Source organism: Devosia marina (assembly GCF_009758415.1).
Taxonomy (GTDB): Bacteria; Pseudomonadota; Alphaproteobacteria; order Rhizobiales; family Devosiaceae; genus Devosia; species Devosia marina.
In genome coordinates, this window is record NZ_WQRF01000003.1 from 39,093 (window position 1) to 62,247 (window position 23,155).

Consider the following 23,155-nt stretch of genomic DNA (forward strand, 5'->3'; position numbering starts at 1 on the left):
TGTAATTCAGGCGTTGGCTGAAGCGCGCCGGACACGGCCAGCATCGCGCTGACCCTTGTTCCAGCGCGGCTTGCCCGATTTGGCGCCGGCCGGCTTGCTGCCCGCTGGCCGGGCGGAATGTGGCATGCCTTCGCCAGTCTTGCTGCGCTCGCCTCCCGGACGCGGCGTGTTGAACTTGCGCGGGTTCTTGGACTTCGGGTTGCGGGCCGTGCGGGCGCCACCCGGAGCACCGGCATTGCTGCGCTGCTGACGCGGCGCTGCCGCTTCTTCAACCAGGTTGAGATCGCCCGACACCGGAAGTGTCCGGCGGATCAGCCGTTCGACATCGCGTAGCTTGGACTTTTCCGTACCATCACACAGCGTAATGGCAATGCCCGAGGCGCCGTTACGGCCCGTTCGGCCAATGCGGTGCACATAGTTTTCCGGATCATCCGGCAGGTCATAATTGACCACATGGGTGATGTCCTTGACGTCGATGCCGCGCGCCGCGATATCGGTCGCAACCAAGATGCGCACGCCGCCGCTCGCAAAGCCTTTGAGCGCCGCCTGGCGGGCATTCTGGCTTTTATTACCGTGAATGGCAGCGGCATCATGCCCATCAATGGCAAGGTTCTTGGCCACCCGGTCGGCGCCATGCTTGGTGCGGGCAAAGACAATAACCCGCTCCATACCTTCAGCTTCATCGCCGAGCAGATCGTTGAGCACGCCGCGCTTGGCCTTGGATCCGGACATGATCACCCGCTGGTCGATCTTGACCACGGTAGAGCCCTGCGGCGCTGCCTCGACCTTGATTGGCTCCTTCAGCAGCGATTTTGCCAGGTCCTCGACCTCCGCCGCCATGGTGGCAGAAAACAGCATGGTCTGGCGACGCAGGCCAATTGCCTTGGCAATAGCCCGCACCGGCGCGATAAAGCCCATATCGAGCATGCGGTCGGCCTCGTCCAGAACCAACCAGCGCGTTTCGTTGAGGCGGATCTTATTGTCGTCTAGCAAATCCTTCAGACGACCCGGTGTGGCCACGATCACATCGACACCCTTGGCGATCTTCTGCACTTGGTGGTAGCGCGACACACCACCCAGCACGAGAACCGTATCGAGCTTCATCTTCGAGCCAGCAAACTTGCGGATATTCTCGTCGATCTGCACGGCCAGTTCGCGCGTCGGTGCCAGGATCAGCGCACGGGTCGTCATCGGCCGGGGACGACCGGTCAGCTCGAGAAGGCCAGCCAGGATCGGCAGGCCAAAGGCTGCCGTCTTGCCAGAACCGGTCTGGGCAATGCCCATCATGTCCCGGCCCTCAAGCAGCTTGGGAATGGCCTGGGCCTGAATCTTGGTGGGCTCGGTAAAGCCGCCGGCAGTCAGGCTGTCGGTGATCAGTGTCGGCAGGCCGAGCGAGGTAAAATCGTTCAAACTCTTATCTTTCATCTTGCGCAAAACCGCGCATGCGCCAAGCCGCAACGCGGGTGGCGCTTCTATCAACTTTGCAATCGGGCGATGGGATTATCGCGCGGGTGCTGGCTCAAACCCGGACCGCACATTCAGGGGGTATCCGGGTCGACTTCGCCGCTCACCGCTTGAGTAAGAAGGGAAGTCCATCCACGGCCATTTTGCCGTGACGTCGCGTTCATATGGGGGAATTGGCGGAAAAAGGCAAGCGTGCTGGACGCATGGGTGGTGTGCTGCGCCGCTGCCCTTTCTCAGATGCCGCCATACCAGTCATAGCCATTGTCCTCCCAATAGCCACCCTTGCCGCCGCCAAATGGGGATAAGTCGTCCACCAACTCGATGGTATGCAGATACTTCGGCTGCTTGTAGCCCAGCGCCCGCTCGATCCTCAGGCGAACCGGGGCACCATTGCTCACCGGCAAGACCGCGTCGTTAAGCCCATAAGACAGGATGGTCTGTGGATGATAGGCATCCACTAGATCCGAGCTGGTATAGTACAGAATGTCCCCGGACAGACCGCGCTGAATGTTGTCGTAGCAGTGATAGACGCAATAGCGCGCAGCCGGCTTCACTCCGGCCTGGTCGAGGACCGGCCCCAAGGGTGTTCCGGTCCACTTGGCAATGCAGCTCCAGCCTTCGACACAATCGTGCCGGGTGATCTGCGTGCGCGCCGGCATATTGCGCAACTCGGCAAGTGAGAAGCTGATCTCACGATCCACCATGCCCTTGATGGTCAGCCGGTAAGGCTCGAAATTGGCCTGCTTGAGGAACAAGTATTCTGCGGTTGTGGGATCAGTCGAGCCATTGGGGCGCTGTCCCTGGCGGATTTCGCTTTCCGCATATTCGCGTGCCAGCACCTGATCGCCGATCAACGCACGCTGCGCCCGATAGGTCAGCACATTGGCCTGCTCCAACGCCTGGCGCACCGGATTGCCGCGCTGCCCGAGAAAGTCGAACTGGCTGCAGCCCGACATGGCCAGGGATGACCCCAGCGCCACCGAACCCACCAAAAACTTGCGGCGATTGACGATCAGGCGGCTCATGGCTTGTCTCCCTGTTCGCTGGGCGTGCCTGGGCTGGTGCGATACCAGCCGGTAATCATGGAGCGGAGCTCGTTAAGCGGTCCTGCCAGCAGCACCATGATGATGTGAACGACAAAGAACAGCACCAGCAGCACCATCACAACGAAATGGATAGTGCGCGCGGTCTGCCGCCCCCCGAAAATATCCAGCAGCCAGGGCCAGGCAGCATCCATGCCAGGGCTCATCGTCAAACCCGTCAGAATGATCAGCGGAAACAGAACAAAGAAGACCGCGAAATAGCTCAGCTTTTGTAGCGGCGAATAGGTCCGGCCGTGGTGCAGACGCAGCCGCGCATGGTCCAGGGCATCCCGTGGCAATCCCGTAAAGTCACGGCCCTTGGGCAGGATATCCCGCCGCAAATGGCCATTGATGAAACTGGCCAGAAACCAGATGAACAAGGCCGCGACAAAAATCCAGCCGAAGAAGAAATGCACGACCCGCCCTGTCGCGAGGTCGCGGAAGGACGGGATCGTTACCGCGCCGGGAAAGCCGACAAAGCTTGGATTGGCGGCCGGTCCGCTCATGCCTAGAACGCCGGTCGTGTCGAAGGTCTGCCCGAACACTGTGGTTTGCCCGCGTGGCCCATCTGGCGTGTTGACAGCACCAATGCTGAGCACTGAATTGTCGAATTCGAAGCCGGATTGTTTGCCGATATAAAGGGTGGGGTGGGCATTGAAGATCTGAAGACCGGAGAGAAGCAGGAAGAACAGGCATATCGCCCAGACCCAATGGGTCAGCCGCGTCCAGATGGACTGGCGATAGATCAGCGGACCTTTTGCGGGCGGCAGGCCCTCGTCTTCTGTCATGTTTTCCCCTCGGCGGATAAAATTCATTCCTGCCTTCAGTAACGGTAGCGCATCGGGCAGAGGGTCGCCATCACGTCGATGTTATTGTGGTCAGCACAGTATTCTAGGCCCGCACTGCCGACATCAACATATTCGCGTCAGCCTCATACCGGGTTACCTGTTCACGCAGCCGTGTTCGACGCTCGCTTTTTTGTTCCCGCTGTGTAACCTCCTGAACAGGCGGCGCGAATGGAGAACCAATGCAGGCGGATGCGACCGAGAAACGGATGCGCGAGTTGATGCTCGCCGCACTCGACGGCGACGCAGCCGCCTATCGCCGGCTGCTGGCCGAACTCACGCGCTATTTGCGACCCTGGTTCGCAAGACGCCTGAGCCCGTCCCATGCTTCGCACGCGGAGGATCTGGTGCAGGAAACTTTACTAGCCTTGCACACCAAACGCTCGACCTACGACCGCAGCCGGCCCTTCACCGCCTGGCTGCACGCTGTTGCACATCACAAGTTTGTCGACCATGTCCGTCGCCACGCGATCCGTCCCACCGTCCACCTTGATGACGACGCGCCTATATTTGCGTTCGACGACAGCGCCCACGCTGCCGACCGCCGAGATGTCGATGCGGTGCTGACCGAGGTGCCCGAACGAACCGCCGATCTCATCCGCCAGACCCGTATCGAGGGTGCCAGCATCGCCGAGGCGGCCGCTCGCCACGGCATGAGTGAAACTGCTGCAAAGGTCTCGATCCACCGAGGCCTCAAATCCCTGATGAACAGGTTTGCGGGAGGCAGCAAATGACCAATGAACTGATCGACCGCCTGACCTCCGACCTCAAGCCGATACCGTTGCGGGCGCTGGAGAAGCGAATTTGGCTGGCTCTGGCCATCGGGCTGTTCGCCACTATCCTCGTCGGCCCGTTGGTGCTCGACCTCTTGGTCGGCCGCCCCTTTGGCGGCGCCTGGGGCAACTCCATGTTCTGGAGCAAGCTGGGCTATACCATGGGCTTGGGCAGTCTTGGGCTGATCGCCGTGCCGGCTTTGTCCCGTCCCGACCAGTATCGCATCTGGCCGCTGCTGCTTGCCAGTGCGCTGGCTGTGCTGGCCCTGATTGTCGGCACCTTGGGCTGGATGCAGTCGGATTGGGCCATGCCCGTACTGATGGGCGGCACTGCCATGGTGTGCCCTTGGCTGATTATCGTCACGTCGGCGCCGTTGCTGGCGGTACTACTCAGCGTGATGCGCCGCTTTGCGCCCTCTTCGCCAACAATGGCGGGCTTGGCCGCAGGCCTGCTGTCGGGGGGCTTTGGTGCAGCGACCTATGCGTTCTATTGCGGCGAAACCAGCATGATGTTCATGGCAACCTGGTATTCTCTGGGCGTGGCCCTGACCGCGCTCCTGGGCGCGATCATCGGGCGATACCTGCTCCGCTGGTAGCGGGCGGGACTACTCGTCCCGCGCTGCCCAGTTAATGCCACGGCGCATGATGGTAGCGAAGTTGGGGTTCTCGAACTCCTTGGCCGAATGCCCCAAGGTCGAGTGGAAGACTCGTCCCTGACCGTATCGGTGTTTCCACACCACGGGTACTACGGCACCCTCGATCCAGGGCGCATGCTCACCACTAAACGTTGTGGTTGCCAGCACATCGATCATCGGATCGACATGCATGTAATACTGCTCGGACGTATAGGGGAAGCTGGACTTGATCCCTGCCATGATCGGATCATCTGGCTTGGTTACATCGACGGTATAATCGAGAATGTCGCCAGGATGCGCCACCCACTGCCCACCGATCATGAACTGGTAGACGACTGACTCGCGAAAGGCGTCGGACATTCCACCGTGATGACCGGCGAGACCGACGCCACCGCGTACGGCATTGGCGAGGTTCTCGGCCTCCTCCTTCTCGATCTTGCTCATCGTGTAGATCGGAATGATCAGCGACAGATCAGCGATCGAAGGATCGGCGAAGGCGCTGGTCTCGGTCGCAGTCCGCACCGAGTAGCCGTCCTCATGCAGCCAGCGGCGATAGATGGTGGCGCATTCCTCCGGGTCGTGACCTTCCCAGCCACCATAGACAATCAAAGCACTGCGCATGAGCATTTCCCCTGCAAATCAAACGGCGCGGAGAATACCCGACTGGGCTGGTATTGAAAGCCCATCAGGCGCGATTGATGTGGGCAAGCCTGTTCACGAAGTGCAGACGCCGCCCGAACGCCCAACTCAACGGCGGGCCATAAAGTCCAAGTTTTGCCTGCCTGTACGTCTCTTTGAGCGCCGCCATAGCAAAGAGCTCGGTCCATTGATTGGCATCGAGATAATTGTAGTTGAGCCGTACATCGTGCCCACGATTCCCGACCCAATCCATCAATCGCAACGTAAGTCCAGCCAATATGCCCTCACGCAAATGGTCTTTGATCACCACGCTGCCGGAAGCCACCCGCGCCGCCTCTGCAAGCACGCGGCTGGGGGCTTCAGTGTGGTGCAGGACATCGACGATAGTGACACAATCGAACTGCCGGTCGGCAAATGGCAACCTGACCCCGTCATAAGCGGTGACTGGAATATGCGTCACCGGTCGCACCAGCACATCGACACCCTCGATCACGAGCTCAGGGCGCCGTCGCATAACTGCCTTGGCCACCTGCCCGTCGCCGCACCCGAGATCGAGCACCCGGATGGCATCGCTCGGAATGGCAATAGCCAGACTATCCGCCAGCGCCTCGACGCGCCGCCTGAAGATCAAAGCACCGTGGACAGTGTTAAGCAGGCGCTTGCTCCAGGACTGCATGCTCATGCCGCTTTAACGTCGAGCCGCCGGTCTCGGCCGAAGGCCCATTTGCGCAGCACAAGGTAATTGAGTCCGGAGGTCAGCGCGATCACCAGGATTGCCGCCATCAGGCTGGGCAGGGCGAACGTCCCATGGAGCAGGAAACTGAACACGCTGGCCAGCGCCAGTGCCATTATCTGCACCGCCGCATATCGCGGGAGCGCCAGCCCATGCGGCGCTTCGGAACAGAAGCTGAAGCGCCGGTGCAGCAGGTAGACCGGGACGATGCATGCTGCATAGCAGAACGTGCTGAGAAGCCAGCTTTCAACCATGGGCAGCACCCAGATCAAAGCCGTGCTTGCCACCACAAAGCTGGCAGCAGCGCAGGCGCCGATCACGAAGAACATCAGGACCCCACCACCGGCCGGGCGCGTTGCCCGCTGCTCAGGGTTCACATGCATCAGACTTTCCAGGGCAACACTCATTAGCAGCGGTTCTTGCAGGCGGGTCGATTACCCAGCTTTACATTTAAACCCTTGCAACCGCGTTACAGTCCCAGCCGCGAACCCCACCCGAAGAAACGCGGTCAGAAATTTGACCAAAAGGTCCACTTTCCACTGTCACAATTAGCTGATTAGTTGTTTTATGACACTGCTGGCGGCCCTTCAGGCGTCGGGCTGATTGGCAGATGCACTGACGACTGCAACAAGTACAAGGGACATCAGGGATGAAGAAACTGCTTCTGGGCGCAACCGCGCTCACACTCTGCGCCGGCTTCTCAACAGCCGCTCATGCAGAGTTCAGCCTGAACATTCTGCACATCAACGACTTCCACTCCCGATTTGGTCCGATCACTGGCACGGACTCTAACTGCAGCGCAGAAGACGATGCCGCTGGCGAGTGCTTTGGCGGCATTGCCCGTCTCAAGACCGCAATCGACGCCAAGCGCGCCGCCCTTGAGGGCGAAAACGTCGTACTGGTCGATGCAGGTGATCAGTTCCAGGGGTCACTTTTCTACACCCAGTATCGTAGCGAGATCATTGCCGAATTCGCCAATGATCTGGGCATTGAAGTGATGGCCGTGGGCAACCACGAGTTCGACGACGGCCCCGAAGAACTTGCCAAGCTGCTCGATGCGGTGAATTTCCCGATTATTTCGGGCAATACCAATGTCGAGAACGAACCCCTGCTGGCCGGTCGCGTGCCGGGCACGCTGGTTCTGGAGATTGGCGGCGAGAAGATTGGTTTTGTTTCAGCATTGGCGGAAGACACCGACGAAACTTCGTCTCCCGGTGACAATGTCGAGTTCGAAGATACCATCACCAGCCTCACCACTCAGGCCGAAGCCTTGACCTCGGCCGGTGTGAACAAGATCATCGCGCTGACACATATTGGCTACTCGCAGGACCTGCAGGTCGCTGCCAATGTTCCCAACATTGACGTGGTCGTGGGCGGCCACTCCCACTCGCTGCTTTCCAACACTGACGAAAACGCTGTGGGCCCATACCCCACAATGGTCAATGGGCCCGCCGGCAATGAAGTGCCTGTCGTCACCGCCGGCGCCTATGCGAAATATCTCGGTGACCTCGTTGTCACCTGGGATGACGAGGGCAATGTCATCTCGGCCGAAGGCGCTCCGATCATCATGGACGCATCGGTCACCCCCGACGAAGGCTATGTTGCCCGCCTGGCTGAGCTTCAGGAGCCGATCAACGCGCTGATGGAAGAAGTCATCGGCACCGCGACCGAAGCCATTGAAGGCTCGCGTGAAGTCTGCCGCGTGGTCGAGTGTTCCATGGGCAACCTGGTTGCGGACGCCATTCTTGATGCCGCGTCTTCCTCCGGTGCGACAATCGCCATCCAAAATGGCGGCGGGCTCCGCTCATCCATCGATGCCGGTGAAATCACCATGGGTGAAGTGCTGACCGTGCTGCCCTTCTCCAACACCCTGGCCACCGTTGATATCTCCGGCGCCGATGTTATCGACGCGCTGGAAAATGGTGTGTCCGACATCGAGAACGGCGCAGGCCGTTTCCCGCAGGTTGCCGGTCTGAAGTACTCCTATACCCTCGCCAACCCGGTCGGTGATCGCATCAGCGATGTGCTGGTCAGGGGTGAAGGCGACGAGTGGGTGCCGATCGACGAAGAGGCCACCTACACCATCGTCACCAACAACTACATGCGTGGCGGTGGCGACGGTTACGGCACCTTCGCCGAAGGCGACAACGCTTACGATTTCGGCCCGCCGCTGGAACAGGTCGTTGCCGACTACATCGCCGCCCTTGGTGGCGAATACACCCCTTACACCGATGGCCGCATCACCGTTATCGAGTAGGTGTGAGAGCCAGACCACAGCAAAGGGCGCTCTCGGGCGCCCTTTTTCTTTGCCATATTCAATCAGGTGCGACGAGCCAACTGACCCCAGGCCAGCAAAATAATGACCGCACCAACGATAGCGCCGATGAAATTGGCATTGTCGTCGGGTCCGAACCAACCGATCTGCTGTCCGAGCCAGGTCGCCAGAACCGAACCGACGATGCCCAGGACTGTCGTCAGGATGAAACCCGAGGGCTTTCGGTCCCCCGGCGTAATCCATTTTGCGATCAGTCCAGCGAAGAAACCGACCACCACGGCCCAGACAATGCTCATATCACGCTCCTGCTTTCACAAAGAAATTGGCATCACCTCAGCCGGTTGCAACAGGGGCGAAAAATTTGATCGCCGTTTGTGATCTGGAACTGCGCAACCCAAAGCAAAAAGCTTCGTTGTGTGGCTGTCCAAGTGGGGGGCACATCCCACAAACGGAGTACTGAAATGAAAAAGACCATTATCGCAACTGCAGTTACCGCACTTCTCGCTTCCACCGCAATTGCTCAGGACGCCACTGTCGGCGTTGACGCAGGCGCGGGTGCGTCTGTGGACGCCCCAAGCCTCGACGCTGGCGCAAGCACCGACACCAACGTTGATGCAGGTGCCGACACCAATACCGGCGCCAATGGCAAGGCGAGCGCCAATGCCGGCGCAAACGCCAACGCCAATGCCGGCGACATGGCCGACAACACCTATGGCTCGGTAATGGCGTCCATCAAGAGTTCAGCTAATCTGGACCTCTCCAGCATTACTGATGAGTCCCAGATCAGCATCGTGCTGCTCTCGTCCCTTCAGGGCGATGCAGCCACTGAAAGTGCTTCGCTCGACGCTGAGCTGTCGGCCAACGCCGACGCGCAGGCTGGCCTGCACTCCCGACTTGAAGGAAATGCGGCGATCTCGGCCAAGCTTGAAGCTGAAGGCCATGCGATCGAGGACGTCGTCAGCGTAAAGACAAAGGCTGACGGTTCGGTCATCATTTATGTCGACGATCGCGGTTGATTGTTTACTGAAGAGAACCCCTGGTGGGCCCCGGCTACAGCCGGGGCCCTTCCTTGCCGCTAGACGGCATGCTCAGCGCGTTCCCGCTCGGTCACGGTCGCCATATCGAGCACCTTCTGGATGTTGGTGGCATGCCGGAAGCTTGGCTCCAGGTTCTGGCCCTGACGGCACGCATCAACGAAGCGCTGGTAATTGGTGGGCACCGGATCGACTTCGACCTCGGTCCAGGTCCCGGTTTCGGCATCCTGACCCAGGCAGGTATAGAGCTTTGACCAATCGTGGCGATGTTGCACCTCGATCGAGCCGAGTTCGCCATAAACCCTTAAGCGAAGTTCGTTGAAGTGCCCCGTCGCCCAGCGCGAGGCATGCACCACCCCCAGCGCGCCGTTCTCAAGCTGCGCCGTCATGGCGAAGCTGTCATTGGCGTCCAGGTCGTATTCGCCAATTTTGTTGCCCGGTGCCTTGTCGAAGGTTTCCAGCCGGCAGAACACTTTGGAAAAGTCACTGCCGGCGCCATAGGCGGCAAAGTCGAGAATGTGCACGCCGATATCGCCGAGCACGCCGTTTGAGCCGTGCTTCTTGGACAGGCGCCACAGCCACTGGCTCTCCGTCCGCCAGTCGCCCCAGGCGCGAGACACCAGCCAGCTCTGCAAATAACTGGCCTCGAAATGCTTGACCGTGCCAACCTGACCCGACTGCACGATTTCACGGGCTTTCTGCAGCTGGGCAACATTGCGATAGGTCAGGTTGACCATGTTGACCAGACCCAGCCGTTCAGCCGTCTCGGTCATTTCCATGGCCCGCGCGTGATCGGTCGCCAAGGGCTTTTCACAGAATACGTGCTTGCCTGCAGCCAGAGCAGCCATGGTCGTGGGATAGTGCACACTGTCGGGCGTCACATTGGCCACGGCATCGAACTGCCCCCAGCCCAGGGCCGCATCGAGCGAACCAAAGCCCCGCTCGATATTGTGTGCCGCACAGAAGGCCTCGACCCGCGAAGGGTCGACATCAACCCCGCCGGCCAGAGTGACCCCTTCAATGCTCGCAAAACTCTTGGCATGCGTATTGGCCATGCCGCCGGTACCCAGGATGAGGATACGCATATGTCAAATCCTTGGCCGTCGCCGACGGCCGCTCGTCTGTTTTCTGTGCAGGTCACTCCCGTTCACGGCGGGAATGCCTTTGTGTCTGAAACGGCGCATCCTGCTTTGGCGGGACCAGCGCCGCAGGTCGGTTAGCTCTTCACTTCACCCGCATGGTCGGCGGCGCTCAGCTTGGCACCGCGTTCCTCGATCTTCTCGATCGCCTCGGCAACCGGCGTGTTCGGCGCCTTCATCAGGTGCGCGTGACGATCGCCCTGATAGGCCCAGTTGACGGCATTGCGCAACACCTGACCGACATTGGCGTCGTGGTAGGTCGGGTAGGTTTCATGGCCGGGACGGAAATAGAAGATATTGCCCGCGCCACGCCGATAAGTGAGGCCCGAGCGGAACACTTCGCCACCCTGGAACCAGGAGACGAATACTGTCTCAAGCGGCTCCGGCACCGTGAAGGGCTCGCCATACATCTCTTCATATTCCAGCTCGAAATATGCTGGCAGTCCCTTGGCGATCGGATGCCCGGGGTTGACCACCCACAGGCGTTCGCGTTCGCCTGCTTCACGCCAGTGCAAGTTTGCGGGCGCCCCCATCAGGCCCTTGAACAGCTTGGAGTGGTGGCCCGAATGCAGCACGATCAACCCCATGCCCTGCCAGACATGCTCCATCACGCGCTTGACCACAGCGTCGTCGACCTTGTCATGGGCCGCATGGCCCCACCACAGCAACACATCGGTATTGGCCAACGCCTCTTCAGTGCAGCCATGCTCGGGCTCTTGCAAGGTAGTGGTCTTGACCTCGAGATTGGCATCCTGCCGCAGCAGCGCGGCAATCTGGTTATGCATGCCATTTGGGTAGTTTTCGGCGACAACCTTGTTCTTCTGTTCGTGAACGTTTTCGCCCCACACCAGGGTACGGATCGGCATGACAGTCTCCTAATATCAATATCCCGGCAGGGAGGCGCCGGGTGTTTCTGGGTTCTGCGTCATTCCCGCAAAATCGGGAACCCCTGTTTGCTCAACTGAGGTTCCCGCCAGGAGGGACACGGTGTTGGGAAAAGGTGACGGCAACGGGGCCGCCACGCATTGAAATTGCCCCTATCGAATCGGCTTTCCTGCTTCATCGAAGCGGTGTACGCGATCTTCCATCGGGGAAACGCGCAGCTTCGAGCCGCTCGGATGCTGCATGGCGCCTTCGAGACGAACCACGATGGGCTCCTCCTGGCCCATTTCGAGATAGACATAGGTATCCGCGCCAAGATTTTCGGTATGGATCACTTCGCCTTCCCAGATGCCATCAGGCTTGACCAGCATGTGCTCGCCACGCACGCCCAATGTCGCGCACTTGAAGGCTTCAGCTTTCTCACCGGTCAGAAAGTTCATTTTGGGTGAACCGATAAAGCCGGCAACAAAGATGCTGTCGGGTTTCTCGTAGAGCTCCATGGGCGTTCCCACTTGCTCGACAAGGCCATCGCGCAACACACAGATGCGGTCGGCCAGCGTCATCGCCTCCACCTGATCATGTGTCACATAGATCATGGTGACATCGTGCATGCCCTCATGCAGTTTGGCAATCTCGATGCGGGTCGCCACACGCAGGGCAGCATCCAGGTTTGACAGTGGCTCGTCGAACAGAAAGACTTTCGGGTCCCGGGTAATGGCCCGGCCAATGGCGACGCGTTGCCGCTGACCGCCCGAAAGCTGCTTGGGCAGCCGATCGAGATACTGCCGGATCTGCAGCATATCAGCCGCCTTCTCCACGCGCTCCCGGATAGCTTCCTTGCTGTTGCCCTTCTCCAGCTTCAGCCCGAACGCCATGTTTTCATAGACTGTCATATGCGGATAGAGCGCATAGGACTGAAACACCATGGCGATGCCACGCTTTGACGGGGTCAGGGCGTTGACCACCTTGCCGTCGAACAGCATTTCGCCCGACGTGATGTCCTCAAGTCCGGAGATCAGGCGCAGCAATGTGGACTTGCCGCAACCCGAAGGCCCGACAAAGACCATGAACTCGCCCTTGCGTACTTCCAGGTCGACGCCCTTGATGACGTTCACAGCGCCGAAGGACTTACGGATATTGCGAAGTTCGATTGATGCCATTTTGGCTTCTCCTTATCCTTTGACGCCGCCGGCGGTGAGGCCGGAAACAATCTTACGCTGGAACACCAGCACCAGGGCAACCAGCGGAACGGTCACAACGACCGATGCCGCCATGATGATGCCCCAGGGAATTTCATATTGTGAGCCGCCCGAAAGCAGCGCGATGGCCACCGGCACGGTGCGGGTCTCGTTCGACACGGTGAACGTTAGCGCGAAGAGGAACTCATTCCACGCCGCGATGAAGGCCAGTAGGCCGGTTGTCACCAGTGCTGGCCACATCAGTGGCATGAACACCTGCGTGATGATGACCCAGGGCGTGGCCCCATCGACGATAGCGGCCTCTTCGATTTCAACCGGCAGGTCACGCATGAAGGTGGTCAGTACCCATACAGTGAACGGCAGGGTAAAGATCGTATAGGCGAAGATAAGTGCCCAAGGGGTGTTGTAGATGCCCAGGAACCGGATCACCTCGAACAGGCCTGCGAGCACAGCAATCTGCGGGAACATGGAAACGGCCAGGATCGTCATCAGCAACAGGCCACGGCCACGGAAGCGAACCCGGCTTAAGGCGAACGAGGCCGTCACCGCCAGGAACAGAGCAAGGATCACGGTGACCGAAGCCACGAAGACCGAATTGAGCAGATTGCGCGGGAAAGCGCCCTGGCTGAACACTTGCCGGAAGTTATCGAAGCTGATCGAGGTCGGCCAATAGGTAACCCGGAACAAGTCCGTACCTGATTTCAGGCTGGTCAGGATCGCGTAGTAGAACGGGAATACCGAGACCACCACGATGACCAGCACCAGCGCATAAAACAGCACCGTCTTGGTCAGTTTCCAATAGTCGAAGGTCGCGCCCATCAGCGGTCTCCCCCCTCGAAGTTCACCTTGCCGATCCAGATATAGAGGATGGTGAAGATTGCGATCAGCAGGAACAACAGCGTCGACTGGGTCGACCCTTCAGCGAAATTGTTGAACTGGAACAGGTTCTCCTGTGCCAGTACCGACATGGTCTTGGTCGAGCGCGAATTGGGCGTCAGCACATAGATCAGGTCGAAGATGCGCAGCGCGTCTAGGACGCGGAAGATGATCGCCACCATCAGCGCCGGTCGCACCAACGGCAGTGTGATCCTGAAAAACTGCTTGACCGGATGCACACCGTCGATGTCGGCGGCTTCATAGATATCCTTGGGGATCATCTGCAGGCCGGCCAGGATCAGGAGCGCCATAAACGGAGTGGTCTTCCAGATATCAACGATTAGCACCGCCGTCATTGCGGTATCCGCCGAGGCCGTCCAGGCCACCGGAGCGGAGAGCAAACCCAGTTTCATGCCCAGATCATTGATGATGCCGAACTGGTCATTGAGCATCCAGCCCCACATGCGGGCAGAAACAATGGTGGGAATGGCCCAGGGAATGAGAATAGCGGCCCGGACGATGCCACGGCCACGGAACTCGGCGTTGAGCACCAAAGCCACGATCATGCCGAGAACGGTTTCCCAGAGCACGGACCAGAACGCGAAGCGCACCGTATTCCAGACGGCATTCCACCAATCCGGATCGGCGAGCACGCCACGATAACGCACGGTGCCGCTTTCCAGCACCTGCCAGCGCAGGTAGTTGCCGAAACCAACCCACTCGGCACCGTACAGGTCGTTGAGCGTAGCATCGGTGAAAGAGAACCAGATCGAGCGCGTCAGCGGCCATCCAGCCACGATCGCCAGGGCAATCATCATCGGAACCAGGAACCAGCGCGCAGCGCGAACCCGCTGCAGCATCAGCTCCGACCTGATCTTGGGTGTGGCCGCCGTCCCTACAGGGGCCATGGCGTCGGTCGCCATACTCGTTCTCCTCCCACAACAAATTCTAAAAGTGCAGGGCGGACGGCCGGGAACCCAGCCATCCGCCCTGCTCAGGCCGCCGGGAGGACTACCAGGCGTCGCCCTTCAGGTCTTGCAGATCGGCCTCAAGAATTTCGAGGTTTTCTGCGGCAGAGCCGTTGCCGGAAAGCGTGTCATGGACGGCGCTCCAGAATAACGAGGAAACCTCGTTATAGTCGGTCTTGGTCGGAGCGGACGGACGTGGCACGGCCTGCTCGAAGATTGCCTTCCAGTTTTCCATGAACGGCGACGCTTCGAGCACATCGGCGTCTTCGTAAAGCGAGGGGATGGTCGGCAGGTTTGACTGTTGGATCGCGCGCTCCTTCTGGACCTCTTCTGACGCCAGGAACTTGGCCAGCTCGATCGCAGCTTCTGGATCGGGCGAATATTTCGACACCGCGACGTTCCATCCGCCCAGGGTAGCGGCAGAGCGGGCACCCTCGCCGTCGCCGGCAGGCAGCGGAGCAACGTCAAACTTGCCCTTCACTGCCGAGTCGTCGCCATTGCCCAGTGCGTAGGCATAGGGCCAGTTGCGCATGAACACGGCATTGCCGAGCTGCCAGACGCCACGGCTTTCTTCTTCCATATAGGCCAGCACGCCTTCAGGCGCGATGGTTCCGACCCAGCCGGCGGCACGATCAATCGCAGCAGCGGCCTGGTCGTTGTTGATCGAAATGGTCCCATCAGGCTCGACGATCTGGCCGCCGCCATTGGACATGACCCATTCCAGGGCATCGCATGTCAGGCCCTCATAGGCGTTGCCTTGGAACACGAAGCCCCAGATCTCCGAATTACCCTCTGCACGTTCGGCTTCCATGATCTCCATGGCAGTCGTTTCAAGCTCGGCCCACGTCTCCGGGACCGACTTGCCATGTTTCTCAAGCAGGTCCGTCCGGTAATAGAGCGCTGGAGCATCGGTAAAGGCGGGAAGAGCAACCAGCTTGCCATCTACCGTCTGCGACTCGATGATCGAGGGGAAGTGGTTGCCGACAACATCAGCCGCAGCCTCGCTCAGATCAAGAAACTGATCGGCAAGTTGCGGCGCCCAGATCACGTCGGTCTGATATACGTCGATGTCTGAATTGCCCGCTGCGAGCCAGAGGCGATACTGGCCGAACTGGTCGGTAGTCGAAGAAGGCATGGGCACTACGGTAACAGTGTGACCGGTGTCTGCCTCGAAACGATCAAGCTGGCTGCGCAGGAAAGCCAGGCCGCTGCCTGTGTCGCCGGAGACAATGGACAGCTCGGCCGCTTGAGCAGCCCCACCGACCAAGGTCACGCTCGTCAGCAGGCCGGCGAGCAATAACTTCATCTTCATTGGAAATCCTCCCGAAAAACATGTGGCGAAGGAGGCGCATTGAATCGACCCCGCGCCAAAGCGCCGGATCAAATCTCCTCCCCCTCAAAAGCACCTTACCGAACCGTTTTTGCCGTTCAGTTTGAAAGCGCTTTGGAAGTTAAGGAAACAGAGGCTTGAAAAACTGTCAAGCGTCGCCCTCGTTGATTTTCAGAACTTTTCCGTCGGTAACAAAAAATACCTTTCTGATTCATAGGATTAACAGAGCCAACTCTTTCCAACGGCAAAAATCACCGCCTGAAACGTTGATGTACGAACCTCAACTTTCTGAAACGATTTCCAGGGCTTGCCTCAAAATTTGAAATCGCTTTGAATGGCTTTGGGAGGAGAATGGCAAAGTTCCCTGTTCAAAGGGACTAGCCTGCCCTAATGGCTGTAGCGACCGGCTTTTCCGCACCAATGCGGACAAGCGACCGGAGCTCAAAACCCTATGGGCCGTAACGCCGCAATGAGACTGAAAGACCTCGCCGAGCATCTCGGTCTGTCGCAAACCACGGTCAGCCGTGCGCTCAACGGCTATCCTGAAGTCAACGAGGCCACCCGCCGCCGTGTTGCCGAGGCCGCCAATCTGCTCGGCTATCGCCCCAATGCCAGCGCCCTGCGCCTGGCCACCGGACGGGCCGGTGCCGTCGGCCTTGTGCTGCGCGGCGCCGACGAGCTGGGCCCGCACATGTCCGAATTTCTCTCTGGCGTCGGCAGCTATATGGCCAGCCAGGAAATCGATATGCTGGTCTCCACCGTTGCCAGCCATCAAGAGGAGCTGGCCGCCTATCGCCGTCTCGCCGCCAGCCAGAAGGTGGATGCGGTGATCCTGCATTCTCCCACCATCAGCGACGAGCGGGCCGAACTGCTGATGGACCTCAAGATCCCCTTCGTGCTGCATGGACGGACAAATATCGGGCACCCTGTGGCCTGGCTCGACATCGACAACACCAGCGCGCTCGAACGCGCCACCAGCCATCTGCTCGATCTGGGGCATCGGCGCATCGCCCTGCTCAATGGGGTCAAGGGCCGTACATTTGCCCAGCACCGTGAAATCGGCTACCGCACTGCATTGACCGCTCGCGGCCTGACAGTCGATCCAGCACTTGTGGGCAATTCGGTCTTTACCGACGAAATCGCCTTTCGCATGGCCCAGGCCATGCTTGAACAGCGCCCCCGCCCGACCGCTTTTCTGGCCGGCTCTATGATGACGGCGCTGGGTGTCTTTCGCGCCATTCGCCAGGCGGGTTTGGAATTGGGATCCGACGTCTCCATGATCGCCCATGACGACGTGTTCCCCTATCTCAACGCCGACAACATGTACCCCACCATGTCGACGACGCGCTCCTCGATCCGCCAGGCCGGAACCCGGATTGCCGAATTGATCATGCAGATCCTGGCGGGCAAACCGCTGGCCGACGTACATGAGCTCTGGCCGGTGGAACTGGTGTTGCGCGAAAGCTCAGGACCTGCACCAAAGGGATAACGGCAGAGGGCAGAAGCGCCCTCTTGATTCTGCCGCATTGACCCACTGCAGTGCGCCACCAACCGATTGACGCTTGAAGCGCAGCAACGCTCAACGTTACCACTAGCAGCAACACGCCGCACGGAGTTCCCCATGACGTCACCTTTCGTCACCACCGACTGGCTGGCCCAGCAACTGAAAGATCCTGACGTTGTTGTGGTCGATGCGAGTTGGCACCTGCCAAACGGTGCGCGCAATGCCCAGGCCGAATATCTGGCCGGCCACATTCCCGGCGCGGTGTTTTTCGACATCGACGGTATTGCCGATACCTCCAGCGACCTGCCCCACATGCTGCCCAGCCCGGCGGAATTCGCTCGGGCAGTTGGAGCCCTGGGAATTAGTCAGAACATGACGATCGTCGTCTATGACGAGGTCGGTCTGTTCAGCGCCCCGCGCGTTTGGTGGACGTTCCGCTGCTTTGGCGCGGAGAATGTAGTGATGCTCGAAGGGGGCGGGCCGAAGTGGCGCGCGGAGAAGCGTGGCACCGAAACCGGCCTGCAGCACCGGGAGAAGCGGCGCTTCGAGGCCAATTTCGACCCCGATGCGGCGGTTGATTTCGAAGCCGTCTCGGCCAATCTGCGCAGCCACGCCGCGCAGGTGGTCGATGCCCGTCCTGCCCCGCGCTTTCATGGCGAAGTGCCCGAACCGCGCAAGGGTCTTAAGGCCGGCCACATTCCCGGCAGCACCAATGTCCCGGTGAGCCTTGTTACGGAAAACGGACGTCTCAAATCTCCGGAAACGCTGCAGGCGATCTTTGCCGAACGCGGGGTGCGCCTGGACCAGCCCATCATCACCTCCTGCGGCTCCGGCATCACCGCCGTGACGCTCGCTTTGGCACTCGAGCGGGCCGGGGCAAAGCAGGTCGCCGTCTATGACGGCTCCTGGGCCGAATGGGGCGCCCGAGACGATGCCGAGGTGGAGAGTTGACCCGCCTTCAGGCATAGGCGACCCAGCCACGGAAATCGAACCCGGCATAAAAGAGGCTCACGCCGGAAAATCCGGCTTCCGCCATCATCCGCTCCTCATCCTGCGGCGAAAGCAGATGCAGCCGTTCCAGCATGGCCCGCCGGCCATTTTCGGCATGGGCCGGATCGACCCCATTGGATACTGCAAAGGCCGCATGCCGCCGCATCCAGATGTCGCGGCTCTGCAGATCCTGCGGAAAGCTCATATGCGCCAGGACCAGGGGCGCGCCCGGCAGCAGCCGGCGATGCAATTGCGCAAGGGTTTCGAGCCGCTCGCCCAAGGGAATGAAATGAAAGGTGAGGAGGCACGTGGCGCCATCGAATGGCCCGTCCGGCGCCACATCAATGGTCCCCTCGTGCAAATGTACCCGATCGGCATGGGCCGCTGTTGCCACCCGGGCGGTCTCAAGCATCTGCGCGGACGGGTCCACCCCGTCGAGCTGCCAGCCCGCATGGCGGTCTGCCAGATTGCCCAATTCCATGCCACCACCGGCGCCCAGAACCAGCACCCGGCCCGCCTCGGGCACGCGTTCAGCCAGCAGCAAATCGGTCATGCGATGTAGGCCATCGAGCCCTGGCACCTGCCTGGGCGGTCCGTCCGCATAGCGCGGTGCAACATTGGCGAAATCGGTCATCATCACCTCCATTCTTATATGTAACTTTTATTGTTACTATAAATCGAAAGGTCAATGTCCATTCGGCGGCCGCGGATAGGAGCGCCACCCTTTCCGCCATTGCCCCTTGCGGTGGGCCGCTGCATCGGAATAATCGCGGGAGCGACTAGGGATGAGGGCATATGGCTGCGCGTAACGAGACTTCTGCAACCCGGCTGGACGATGCAGCGCGCGCCGGCTGGCTGTATTATGTTGCCGGCAATACGCAGGAGGAAATCGCCGCCAAGATGGGGATTTCGCGCCAGTCGGCGCAGCGGCTGGTTTCGCTCTCGGTGAGCGAAGGGCTGATCAAGGTCCGGCTCGACCACCCCATCGGCCGGTGCCTGGACCTGGCCGAACGGCTGCGCACCCGCTACGCGCTCGACCACTGCGAGGTCGTACCCTCCGACACGGCCAGTTCCTCGACCACGATTGGCATTGCCGAAGCGGGGGCCGCCGAGCTTGAACGGTGCCTGCGCAGCCCGGACCCGGTGATCATCGCCATCGGTACCGGCCGCACCCTCAAGGCCGCGATCGAACAGCTCCAGCCCATGGATTGCCCGCACCACACGGTGGTGTCGCTGACCGGCAATATCGCCCCGGACGGCTCGGCCGCATTCTACAACGTCATCTTTAACGTGGCCGATACGGTCAAGGCCCGCAGCTTTCCCATGCCCTTGCCGGTTATCGCCTCCTCGGCCAAGGAGCGCGCAATGCTCCATACCCAGCCCATGATCGCCTCGACGCTCGACCTGGCGGCCCGCGCCAATATCACCTTTGTCGGTATCGGCCATCTGGGCCCGGATGCGCCTCTTTTGCTCGACGGCTTCATTTCCGAAACCGAACACAAGGCGCTGCAAAAGGCCGGCGCGGTCGGCGAAATCTGTGGCTGGGTATTCGATTCCGAGGGCCGGCTGATCGAGGGCCAGACCAATGACCGGGTCGCCTCTGCCCCCATTCCCAGCCGCGAAAATGGCCGCGTCATTGCCCTGGCCATGGGCCCCGCCAAGGCCGCCGCCATCCGCGCCGCCCTGACCCGGCGCCTGGCCAATGGCATCATCACCGACGAACAGACGGCGGAACTGCTGCTGGCGTGACAGCATGATCGCTCATGGCCTATTGAATTCCTTTACAAAAAGGGCGCGCTGAACCGCCGGCCGGCCCTTGTAGCCTCCGGTTGAACCTGGACGTGTCCCGAGGCGCGTGCGTCTCAGTAAAACTAAGTAATAGAGACGTCGCCGCCTCGGAACGCCGGGTTTCTCCTGCTGTCGCGGCCCCTTTTGATCGCTCGTCGCAAGGTGACCCGACCAGCAGGCAGGCCCTGGAGCGACCCAGCACCCAACCGGCTCCTCCCGCAACTGTTCGCTGCAGTCCGCCCATCTCGGGAGAGATGGGCGGAGTATGGGGGAGGATTTGGGCGCGGGGATTAAATTTCGGGCCAGCTTCTCGAACTCACTCCGCTTGGCCGTGGCTTTATGCGCCGGACCTTAAGCGGACATCAGCTCCACATCCGCTTTCGGCACAATATTGTGGTTCAATCGGAAAAGGTTCTGCGGATCGTACTTCTCCTTGATGCCGCGCAACTTCTCAATATTCGATCCGTAGGCCTCCGATACTCTGCCCTCGTCGTCCGTGGGCAAAAAGTTTACATATACGGTACCGGCGGCGTGAGGGGCAGTCTGCTCAAAAAGCTCGCGGGCCCAAGCGATACATGACTGATCTTGTGCAGGGTCGGACCATCTCGTGTGAATATTCATCACGAAGTGGCGCTTGCGCTGAGGAAACGGTGTGGCGGAGGGATCAACACGTGTCATCGCACCGCCCAGATGTGCGATAAATATCTCTGTCTGCGGGTCAGGCAATTCGGCAACCGCCGACAAGGTCGCGTCGATGACCTCATCGTGCAGAGCAAGGAAGTCATTGCTTTTCCAGTAGTTGCGCGCACCTGGGGTGAGGAGTGGATCGAAAGCTTGCTGCCACCCTTCATAGGGGTGTGGGGCGATCACATCGGCAATCGGTTCGCCAAGTGCCCGCAACTCCTGCATTGACTGCATGCCTTGCTCCATGTCGCCGGCGTAGCATGCAGCGAAAATAAGAACTTCCTTGCCATGCCAGGCCGGCGGGATGAAGGGAAGCGGAGGTGCCTGCCGCATAACCGCCCAGACAGTCAGTTCATCAGGCGCGCGGGCACAGAGATCACGATATTTCTGCAAGAGACCGCGCGCATCAGACAACGGGTGCACTATCAGCCCAGACAAAACCTCAGGACCGATCGGATGCAGCTTGAACTTGAACGAACAGACTACGCCGAAATTGCCCCCTCCCCCGCTGATCGCCCAGAAAAGATCAGGATTTTGCGAGGCACTTGCTGTTCGTATCTCGCCATCGGCGCAGACAACTTCAGCCGATAGCAGGTTATCAATCGTCAGCCCGTGTTTGCCAGTAATCCAGCCAAAGCCACCACCAAGGGTCAGACCCGAAATGCCGGTTGTCGAGTTGATGCCCAGAGGCACCGCCAATCCGTGAGCCTGGGTGGCCTTATCCACGTCGGACAAAAGGCAGCCGGGCTCGACAGTTGCTGTAGCCGCATCAGCATCGACGTGAACGCCCTTCATCTGCGAAAGATCAAGCAGCAGCGCGCCATCAGCCACCGCATGGCCCGCAATCTGGTGGCCGCCGCCTTTAATACTTAGCAAGATGCTGTTGCGCTGCGCGAAATTCACCACGAGCTGGATATCTCTCCGGTCCGTTGCGCGCACGATCAGACCAGGATGCCGATCTATCATGCCGTTCCAAAGTGATCGGGCCTCGTCGTAGCCGGCATCGTCTTTGCCGATCAGCTGGCCCTCCAGCGCGGTCCTCAATTCTGCCAGTCTCTCGTCGAGGACCTCCAAGGTCCCACCATTCAGCTCTTTTAGCGCTACGGTCATGGCGATTGCTCCAATAGGTTTTCGGACTATTGGCAGACTGCGCCCCAATATGAGGGTGAACTAGTCCTGAAACTGAACCTGCCTTTTCCTGACGGGCGAAGGGTGAAATCGTGCTAGGTTGAAGCGTGGGCGGTAGCGGGCTTTTCTCCAGAGGAGGAGTTGCAAGATGACTATCGGCAGTTACGGACAGTTCTGTCCGGTCGCGATGGCGGCCGAAATGCTCTGCACGCGCTGGACCATCGTTCTGGTGCGAGAAATGGTGGCCGGCTCCACCCGGTTCAACGATTTGAGACGCGGCGTTCCTCGCATGTCCCCAAGCCTTTTATCCCAAAGGCTGAAGGAGCTCGAAGTGGCTGGAATAGTCTCGCGTGGCCCCGCAGATGACGAGCCGAGCGTACAGGAATACCGCCTGACCAAGGCCGGGCACGACCTGCAGTCTATTGTTGAAGCCTTCGGTATATGGGGGCAAAAATGGATCGAGACGCAAGCAACGCTCGATAACCTGGACCCATCGCTGCTGATGTGGGACATGCGCCGCAACCTCGACCCGTCTCCCTTGCCCGACCGCCGGACGGTGATCAGCTTTCTCTACCCTGAGCTTGCGGCTGGCCGGCGACACTGGTGGCTGGTCGTAGAGCCCTTCGGTGCCGTTGACCTCTGTTCGACCGATCCTGGATACGATGTCGATCTCTGGGTGACAACGAACCTGCGCACCATGACTGAAATCTGGATGGGTCTGGCAAGAGTAGAGCAAGTTCGAGACAAGATCCAATTTGAAGGTGATCCCGCAATGGCGAGCACAATGCAGACCTGGTTGGGTCTTAGTCCTTTTTCCTCGCAGTCGAAGCTGGTGCACTGAGACGACATCCATCGCCACGATTACCGAATCGTGAGCGCAAGGCTTTCTGCACACGCATAATTGAGCGTTATCCGGCAGCCACCCGTACAGGCGCTGAGTAACAGTGCGCACTTGGGCCAAAGAAGCTACCAAAGCCGCTTTTCGCCAAACTGCCGTCAGCAAAATTCGCAGCCCACGCCGCAAGCTCGAAGGTCACGTCTGACGGGCTCGCGCCCACCCACGGTCCAAGTGGCTCCCCAGCATTAAGACATCCCGATACCGGGCATAAGCTCGTCGAACAGCGACTTTGCTCATACCCCCGGCCTCAGCTGCTAAGAACCGCGTTTCAGGGCCATCTGACGCACGT

23 protein-coding genes are annotated in these 23,155 nt (G+C 59.9%); 8 read left to right on the forward strand and 15 right to left on the reverse strand.

From position 1 onward, the window contains the following. Positions 1-6 precede the first annotated feature (6 nt). The 3 genes from GO014_RS11175 to GO014_RS11185 form a co-directional block, all read right to left on the reverse strand. Positions 7-1,410 carry a DEAD/DEAH box helicase gene (locus GO014_RS11175; RefSeq protein WP_246204588.1) on the reverse strand — a complete coding sequence of 468 codons (1,404 nt, stop codon included), beginning with the start codon at positions 1,408-1,410 and terminating at the stop codon, positions 7-9. Positions 1,411-1,697: 287 nt separating this feature from the next. Further along, positions 1,698-2,489 carry a molybdopterin-dependent oxidoreductase gene (locus GO014_RS11180; protein WP_157290418.1) on the reverse strand — a complete coding sequence of 264 codons (792 nt, stop codon included), beginning with the start codon at positions 2,487-2,489 and terminating at the stop codon, positions 1,698-1,700. Next, entirely contained in the window at positions 2,486-3,334 is an 849-nt protein-coding gene (locus GO014_RS11185) for a cytochrome b/b6 domain-containing protein (protein ID WP_157290419.1), read from the reverse strand. The genes GO014_RS11180 and GO014_RS11185 overlap by 4 nt, the downstream gene beginning before the upstream one ends. 266 nt (positions 3,335-3,600) lie before the next feature. On the opposite strand from GO014_RS11185, the gene GO014_RS11190 reads away from it, so the two are divergent. Both GO014_RS11190 and GO014_RS11195 read left to right on the forward strand, forming a co-directional pair. Continuing rightward, on the forward strand, positions 3,601-4,125 hold the full coding sequence (locus tag GO014_RS11190) for a sigma-70 family RNA polymerase sigma factor (protein ID WP_157290818.1): 525 nt from the start codon (positions 3,601-3,603) through the stop codon (positions 4,123-4,125). After that, on the forward strand, positions 4,122-4,760 hold the full coding sequence (locus tag GO014_RS11195; RefSeq protein ID WP_157290420.1) for an NrsF family protein: 639 nt from the start codon (positions 4,122-4,124) through the stop codon (positions 4,758-4,760). The genes GO014_RS11190 and GO014_RS11195 overlap by 4 nt, the downstream gene beginning before the upstream one ends. 9 nt (positions 4,761-4,769) lie before the next feature. Here GO014_RS11195 and GO014_RS11200 read toward each other — a convergent pair whose 3' ends face one another. The 3 genes from GO014_RS11200 to GO014_RS11210 form a co-directional block, all read right to left on the reverse strand. Beyond that, positions 4,770-5,420, reverse strand: coding sequence for a ThuA domain-containing protein (locus tag GO014_RS11200; RefSeq protein ID WP_157290421.1), 651 nt, complete (start codon positions 5,418-5,420; stop codon positions 4,770-4,772). Positions 5,421-5,484: 64 nt separating this feature from the next. Continuing rightward, positions 5,485-6,120 (reverse strand): class I SAM-dependent methyltransferase, encoded by a 636-nt coding sequence (locus tag GO014_RS11205; RefSeq protein ID WP_210252444.1) that lies wholly within the window; start codon positions 6,118-6,120, stop codon positions 5,485-5,487. Beyond that, the gene (locus tag GO014_RS11210; RefSeq protein WP_157290422.1) at positions 6,117-6,578 is read right to left on the reverse strand and encodes a GtrA family protein; all 462 of its coding nucleotides are present in this window, start codon (positions 6,576-6,578) and stop codon (positions 6,117-6,119) included. The genes GO014_RS11205 and GO014_RS11210 overlap by 4 nt, the downstream gene beginning before the upstream one ends. A gap of 242 nt (positions 6,579-6,820) precedes the next feature. Between GO014_RS11210 and GO014_RS11215 the strand changes: the two genes are divergently transcribed. Beyond that, complete coding sequence (locus GO014_RS11215) at positions 6,821-8,428, forward strand: bifunctional metallophosphatase/5'-nucleotidase (protein ID WP_157290423.1); 1,608 nt, start codon at positions 6,821-6,823, stop codon at positions 8,426-8,428. Positions 8,429-8,490: 62 nt separating this feature from the next. Here GO014_RS11215 and GO014_RS11220 read toward each other — a convergent pair whose 3' ends face one another. Then, positions 8,491-8,742, reverse strand: coding sequence for a GlsB/YeaQ/YmgE family stress response membrane protein (locus tag GO014_RS11220; RefSeq protein WP_116588925.1), 252 nt, complete (start codon positions 8,740-8,742; stop codon positions 8,491-8,493). A gap of 165 nt (positions 8,743-8,907) precedes the next feature. On the opposite strand from GO014_RS11220, the gene GO014_RS11225 reads away from it, so the two are divergent. Next, a complete protein-coding gene (locus GO014_RS11225; RefSeq protein WP_157290424.1) occupies positions 8,908-9,462 on the forward strand; it encodes a hypothetical protein in 555 nt (184 codons plus the stop codon). Positions 9,463-9,521: 59 nt separating this feature from the next. Here the strand turns inward: GO014_RS11225 and GO014_RS11230 are convergent, their stop codons facing one another. The 6 genes from GO014_RS11230 to GO014_RS11255 all read right to left on the reverse strand — a co-directional run bounded on the left by GO014_RS11230 (position 9,522) and on the right by GO014_RS11255 (position 15,856). Further along, positions 9,522-10,565, reverse strand: a complete 1,044-nt coding sequence (locus GO014_RS11230; protein WP_116588923.1) for a Gfo/Idh/MocA family protein — start codon at positions 10,563-10,565, stop codon at positions 9,522-9,524. A gap of 131 nt (positions 10,566-10,696) precedes the next feature. Next, positions 10,697-11,485: a ThuA domain-containing protein gene (locus tag GO014_RS11235; protein WP_157290425.1), complete on the reverse strand. Its 789-nt coding sequence runs from the start codon at positions 11,483-11,485 to the stop codon at positions 10,697-10,699. A 171-nt stretch (positions 11,486-11,656) separates the two neighbouring features. Next, positions 11,657-12,661 (reverse strand): ABC transporter ATP-binding protein, encoded by a 1,005-nt coding sequence (locus tag GO014_RS11240; RefSeq protein ID WP_157290426.1) that lies wholly within the window; start codon positions 12,659-12,661, stop codon positions 11,657-11,659. A gap of 12 nt (positions 12,662-12,673) precedes the next feature. Further along, positions 12,674-13,519 carry a carbohydrate ABC transporter permease gene (locus GO014_RS11245; RefSeq protein WP_157290427.1) on the reverse strand — a complete coding sequence of 282 codons (846 nt, stop codon included), beginning with the start codon at positions 13,517-13,519 and terminating at the stop codon, positions 12,674-12,676. Beyond that, positions 13,519-14,499, reverse strand: coding sequence for a carbohydrate ABC transporter permease (locus tag GO014_RS11250; RefSeq protein ID WP_179952959.1), 981 nt, complete (start codon positions 14,497-14,499; stop codon positions 13,519-13,521). Before GO014_RS11250 ends, GO014_RS11245 begins: the two co-directional genes overlap by 1 nt. An 88-nt stretch (positions 14,500-14,587) precedes the next feature. After that, a complete protein-coding gene (locus GO014_RS11255) occupies positions 14,588-15,856 on the reverse strand; it encodes an ABC transporter substrate-binding protein (RefSeq protein ID WP_179952960.1) in 1,269 nt (422 codons plus the stop codon). Between the two features lie 487 nt (positions 15,857-16,343). Between GO014_RS11255 and GO014_RS11260 the strand changes: the two genes are divergently transcribed. Continuing rightward, positions 16,344-17,363 (forward strand): substrate-binding domain-containing protein, encoded by a 1,020-nt coding sequence (locus tag GO014_RS11260; protein ID WP_157290428.1) that lies wholly within the window; start codon positions 16,344-16,346, stop codon positions 17,361-17,363. Between the two features lie 132 nt (positions 17,364-17,495). After that, positions 17,496-18,329, forward strand: a complete 834-nt coding sequence (gene sseA, locus GO014_RS11265) for a 3-mercaptopyruvate sulfurtransferase (RefSeq protein WP_157290429.1) — start codon at positions 17,496-17,498, stop codon at positions 18,327-18,329. Positions 18,330-18,336: 7 nt separating this feature from the next. On the opposite strand, the gene GO014_RS11270 is transcribed toward sseA, so the two are convergent. Next, entirely contained in the window at positions 18,337-19,002 is a 666-nt protein-coding gene (locus GO014_RS11270; protein WP_157290430.1) for a class I SAM-dependent methyltransferase, read from the reverse strand. A gap of 161 nt (positions 19,003-19,163) precedes the next feature. On the opposite strand from GO014_RS11270, the gene GO014_RS11275 reads away from it, so the two are divergent. Continuing rightward, complete coding sequence (locus tag GO014_RS11275; RefSeq protein ID WP_157290431.1) at positions 19,164-20,117, forward strand: sugar-binding transcriptional regulator; 954 nt, start codon at positions 19,164-19,166, stop codon at positions 20,115-20,117. Positions 20,118-20,507: 390 nt separating this feature from the next. Here GO014_RS11275 and GO014_RS11280 read toward each other — a convergent pair whose 3' ends face one another. Continuing rightward, complete coding sequence (locus GO014_RS11280; protein WP_157290432.1) at positions 20,508-21,950, reverse strand: FAD-binding oxidoreductase; 1,443 nt, start codon at positions 21,948-21,950, stop codon at positions 20,508-20,510. A 166-nt stretch (positions 21,951-22,116) separates the two neighbouring features. On the opposite strand from GO014_RS11280, the gene GO014_RS11285 reads away from it, so the two are divergent. After that, positions 22,117-22,809 carry a winged helix-turn-helix transcriptional regulator gene (locus tag GO014_RS11285; RefSeq protein WP_157290433.1) on the forward strand — a complete coding sequence of 231 codons (693 nt, stop codon included), beginning with the start codon at positions 22,117-22,119 and terminating at the stop codon, positions 22,807-22,809. Positions 22,810-23,155: the final 346 nt, after the last annotated feature.

Coding starts and splice junctions, on each gene's coding strand:
- GO014_RS11255 (WP_179952960.1), bottom strand. CDS start 15,856: ATGAAGATGAAGTTATTGCTCGCCGGCCTGCTGACGAGCGTGACCTTG.
- GO014_RS11210 (WP_157290422.1), bottom strand. CDS start 6,578: ATGAGTGTTGCCCTGGAAAGTCTGATGCATGTGAACCCTGAGCAGCGG.
- GO014_RS11240 (WP_157290426.1), bottom strand. CDS start 12,661: ATGGCATCAATCGAACTTCGCAATATCCGTAAGTCCTTCGGCGCTGTG.
- GO014_RS11220 (WP_116588925.1), bottom strand. CDS start 8,742: ATGAGCATTGTCTGGGCCGTGGTGGTCGGTTTCTTCGCTGGACTGATC.
- GO014_RS11285 (WP_157290433.1), top strand. CDS start 22,117: ATGACTATCGGCAGTTACGGACAGTTCTGTCCGGTCGCGATGGCGGCC.
- GO014_RS11270 (WP_157290430.1), bottom strand. CDS start 19,002: ATGACCGATTTCGCCAATGTTGCACCGCGCTATGCGGACGGACCGCCC.
- GO014_RS11205 (WP_210252444.1), bottom strand. CDS start 6,120: ATGAGCATGCAGTCCTGGAGCAAGCGCCTGCTTAACACTGTCCACGGT.
- GO014_RS11190 (WP_157290818.1), top strand. CDS start 3,601: ATGCGCGAGTTGATGCTCGCCGCACTCGACGGCGACGCAGCCGCCTAT.
- GO014_RS11250 (WP_179952959.1), bottom strand. CDS start 14,499: ATGGCGACCGACGCCATGGCCCCTGTAGGGACGGCGGCCACACCCAAG.
- GO014_RS11280 (WP_157290432.1), bottom strand. CDS start 21,950: ATGACCGTAGCGCTAAAAGAGCTGAATGGTGGGACCTTGGAGGTCCTC.
- GO014_RS11200 (WP_157290421.1), bottom strand. CDS start 5,420: ATGCGCAGTGCTTTGATTGTCTATGGTGGCTGGGAAGGTCACGACCCG.
- GO014_RS11195 (WP_157290420.1), top strand. CDS start 4,122: ATGACCAATGAACTGATCGACCGCCTGACCTCCGACCTCAAGCCGATA.
- GO014_RS11235 (WP_157290425.1), bottom strand. CDS start 11,485: ATGCCGATCCGTACCCTGGTGTGGGGCGAAAACGTTCACGAACAGAAG.
- GO014_RS11180 (WP_157290418.1), bottom strand. CDS start 2,489: ATGAGCCGCCTGATCGTCAATCGCCGCAAGTTTTTGGTGGGTTCGGTG.
- GO014_RS11275 (WP_157290431.1), top strand. CDS start 19,164: ATGGCTGCGCGTAACGAGACTTCTGCAACCCGGCTGGACGATGCAGCG.
- GO014_RS11185 (WP_157290419.1), bottom strand. CDS start 3,334: ATGACAGAAGACGAGGGCCTGCCGCCCGCAAAAGGTCCGCTGATCTAT.
- GO014_RS11260 (WP_157290428.1), top strand. CDS start 16,344: ATGAGACTGAAAGACCTCGCCGAGCATCTCGGTCTGTCGCAAACCACG.
- GO014_RS11230 (WP_116588923.1), bottom strand. CDS start 10,565: ATGCGTATCCTCATCCTGGGTACCGGCGGCATGGCCAATACGCATGCC.
- GO014_RS11215 (WP_157290423.1), top strand. CDS start 6,821: ATGAAGAAACTGCTTCTGGGCGCAACCGCGCTCACACTCTGCGCCGGC.
- GO014_RS11225 (WP_157290424.1), top strand. CDS start 8,908: ATGAAAAAGACCATTATCGCAACTGCAGTTACCGCACTTCTCGCTTCC.
- sseA (WP_157290429.1), top strand. CDS start 17,496: ATGACGTCACCTTTCGTCACCACCGACTGGCTGGCCCAGCAACTGAAA.
- GO014_RS11245 (WP_157290427.1), bottom strand. CDS start 13,519: ATGGGCGCGACCTTCGACTATTGGAAACTGACCAAGACGGTGCTGTTT.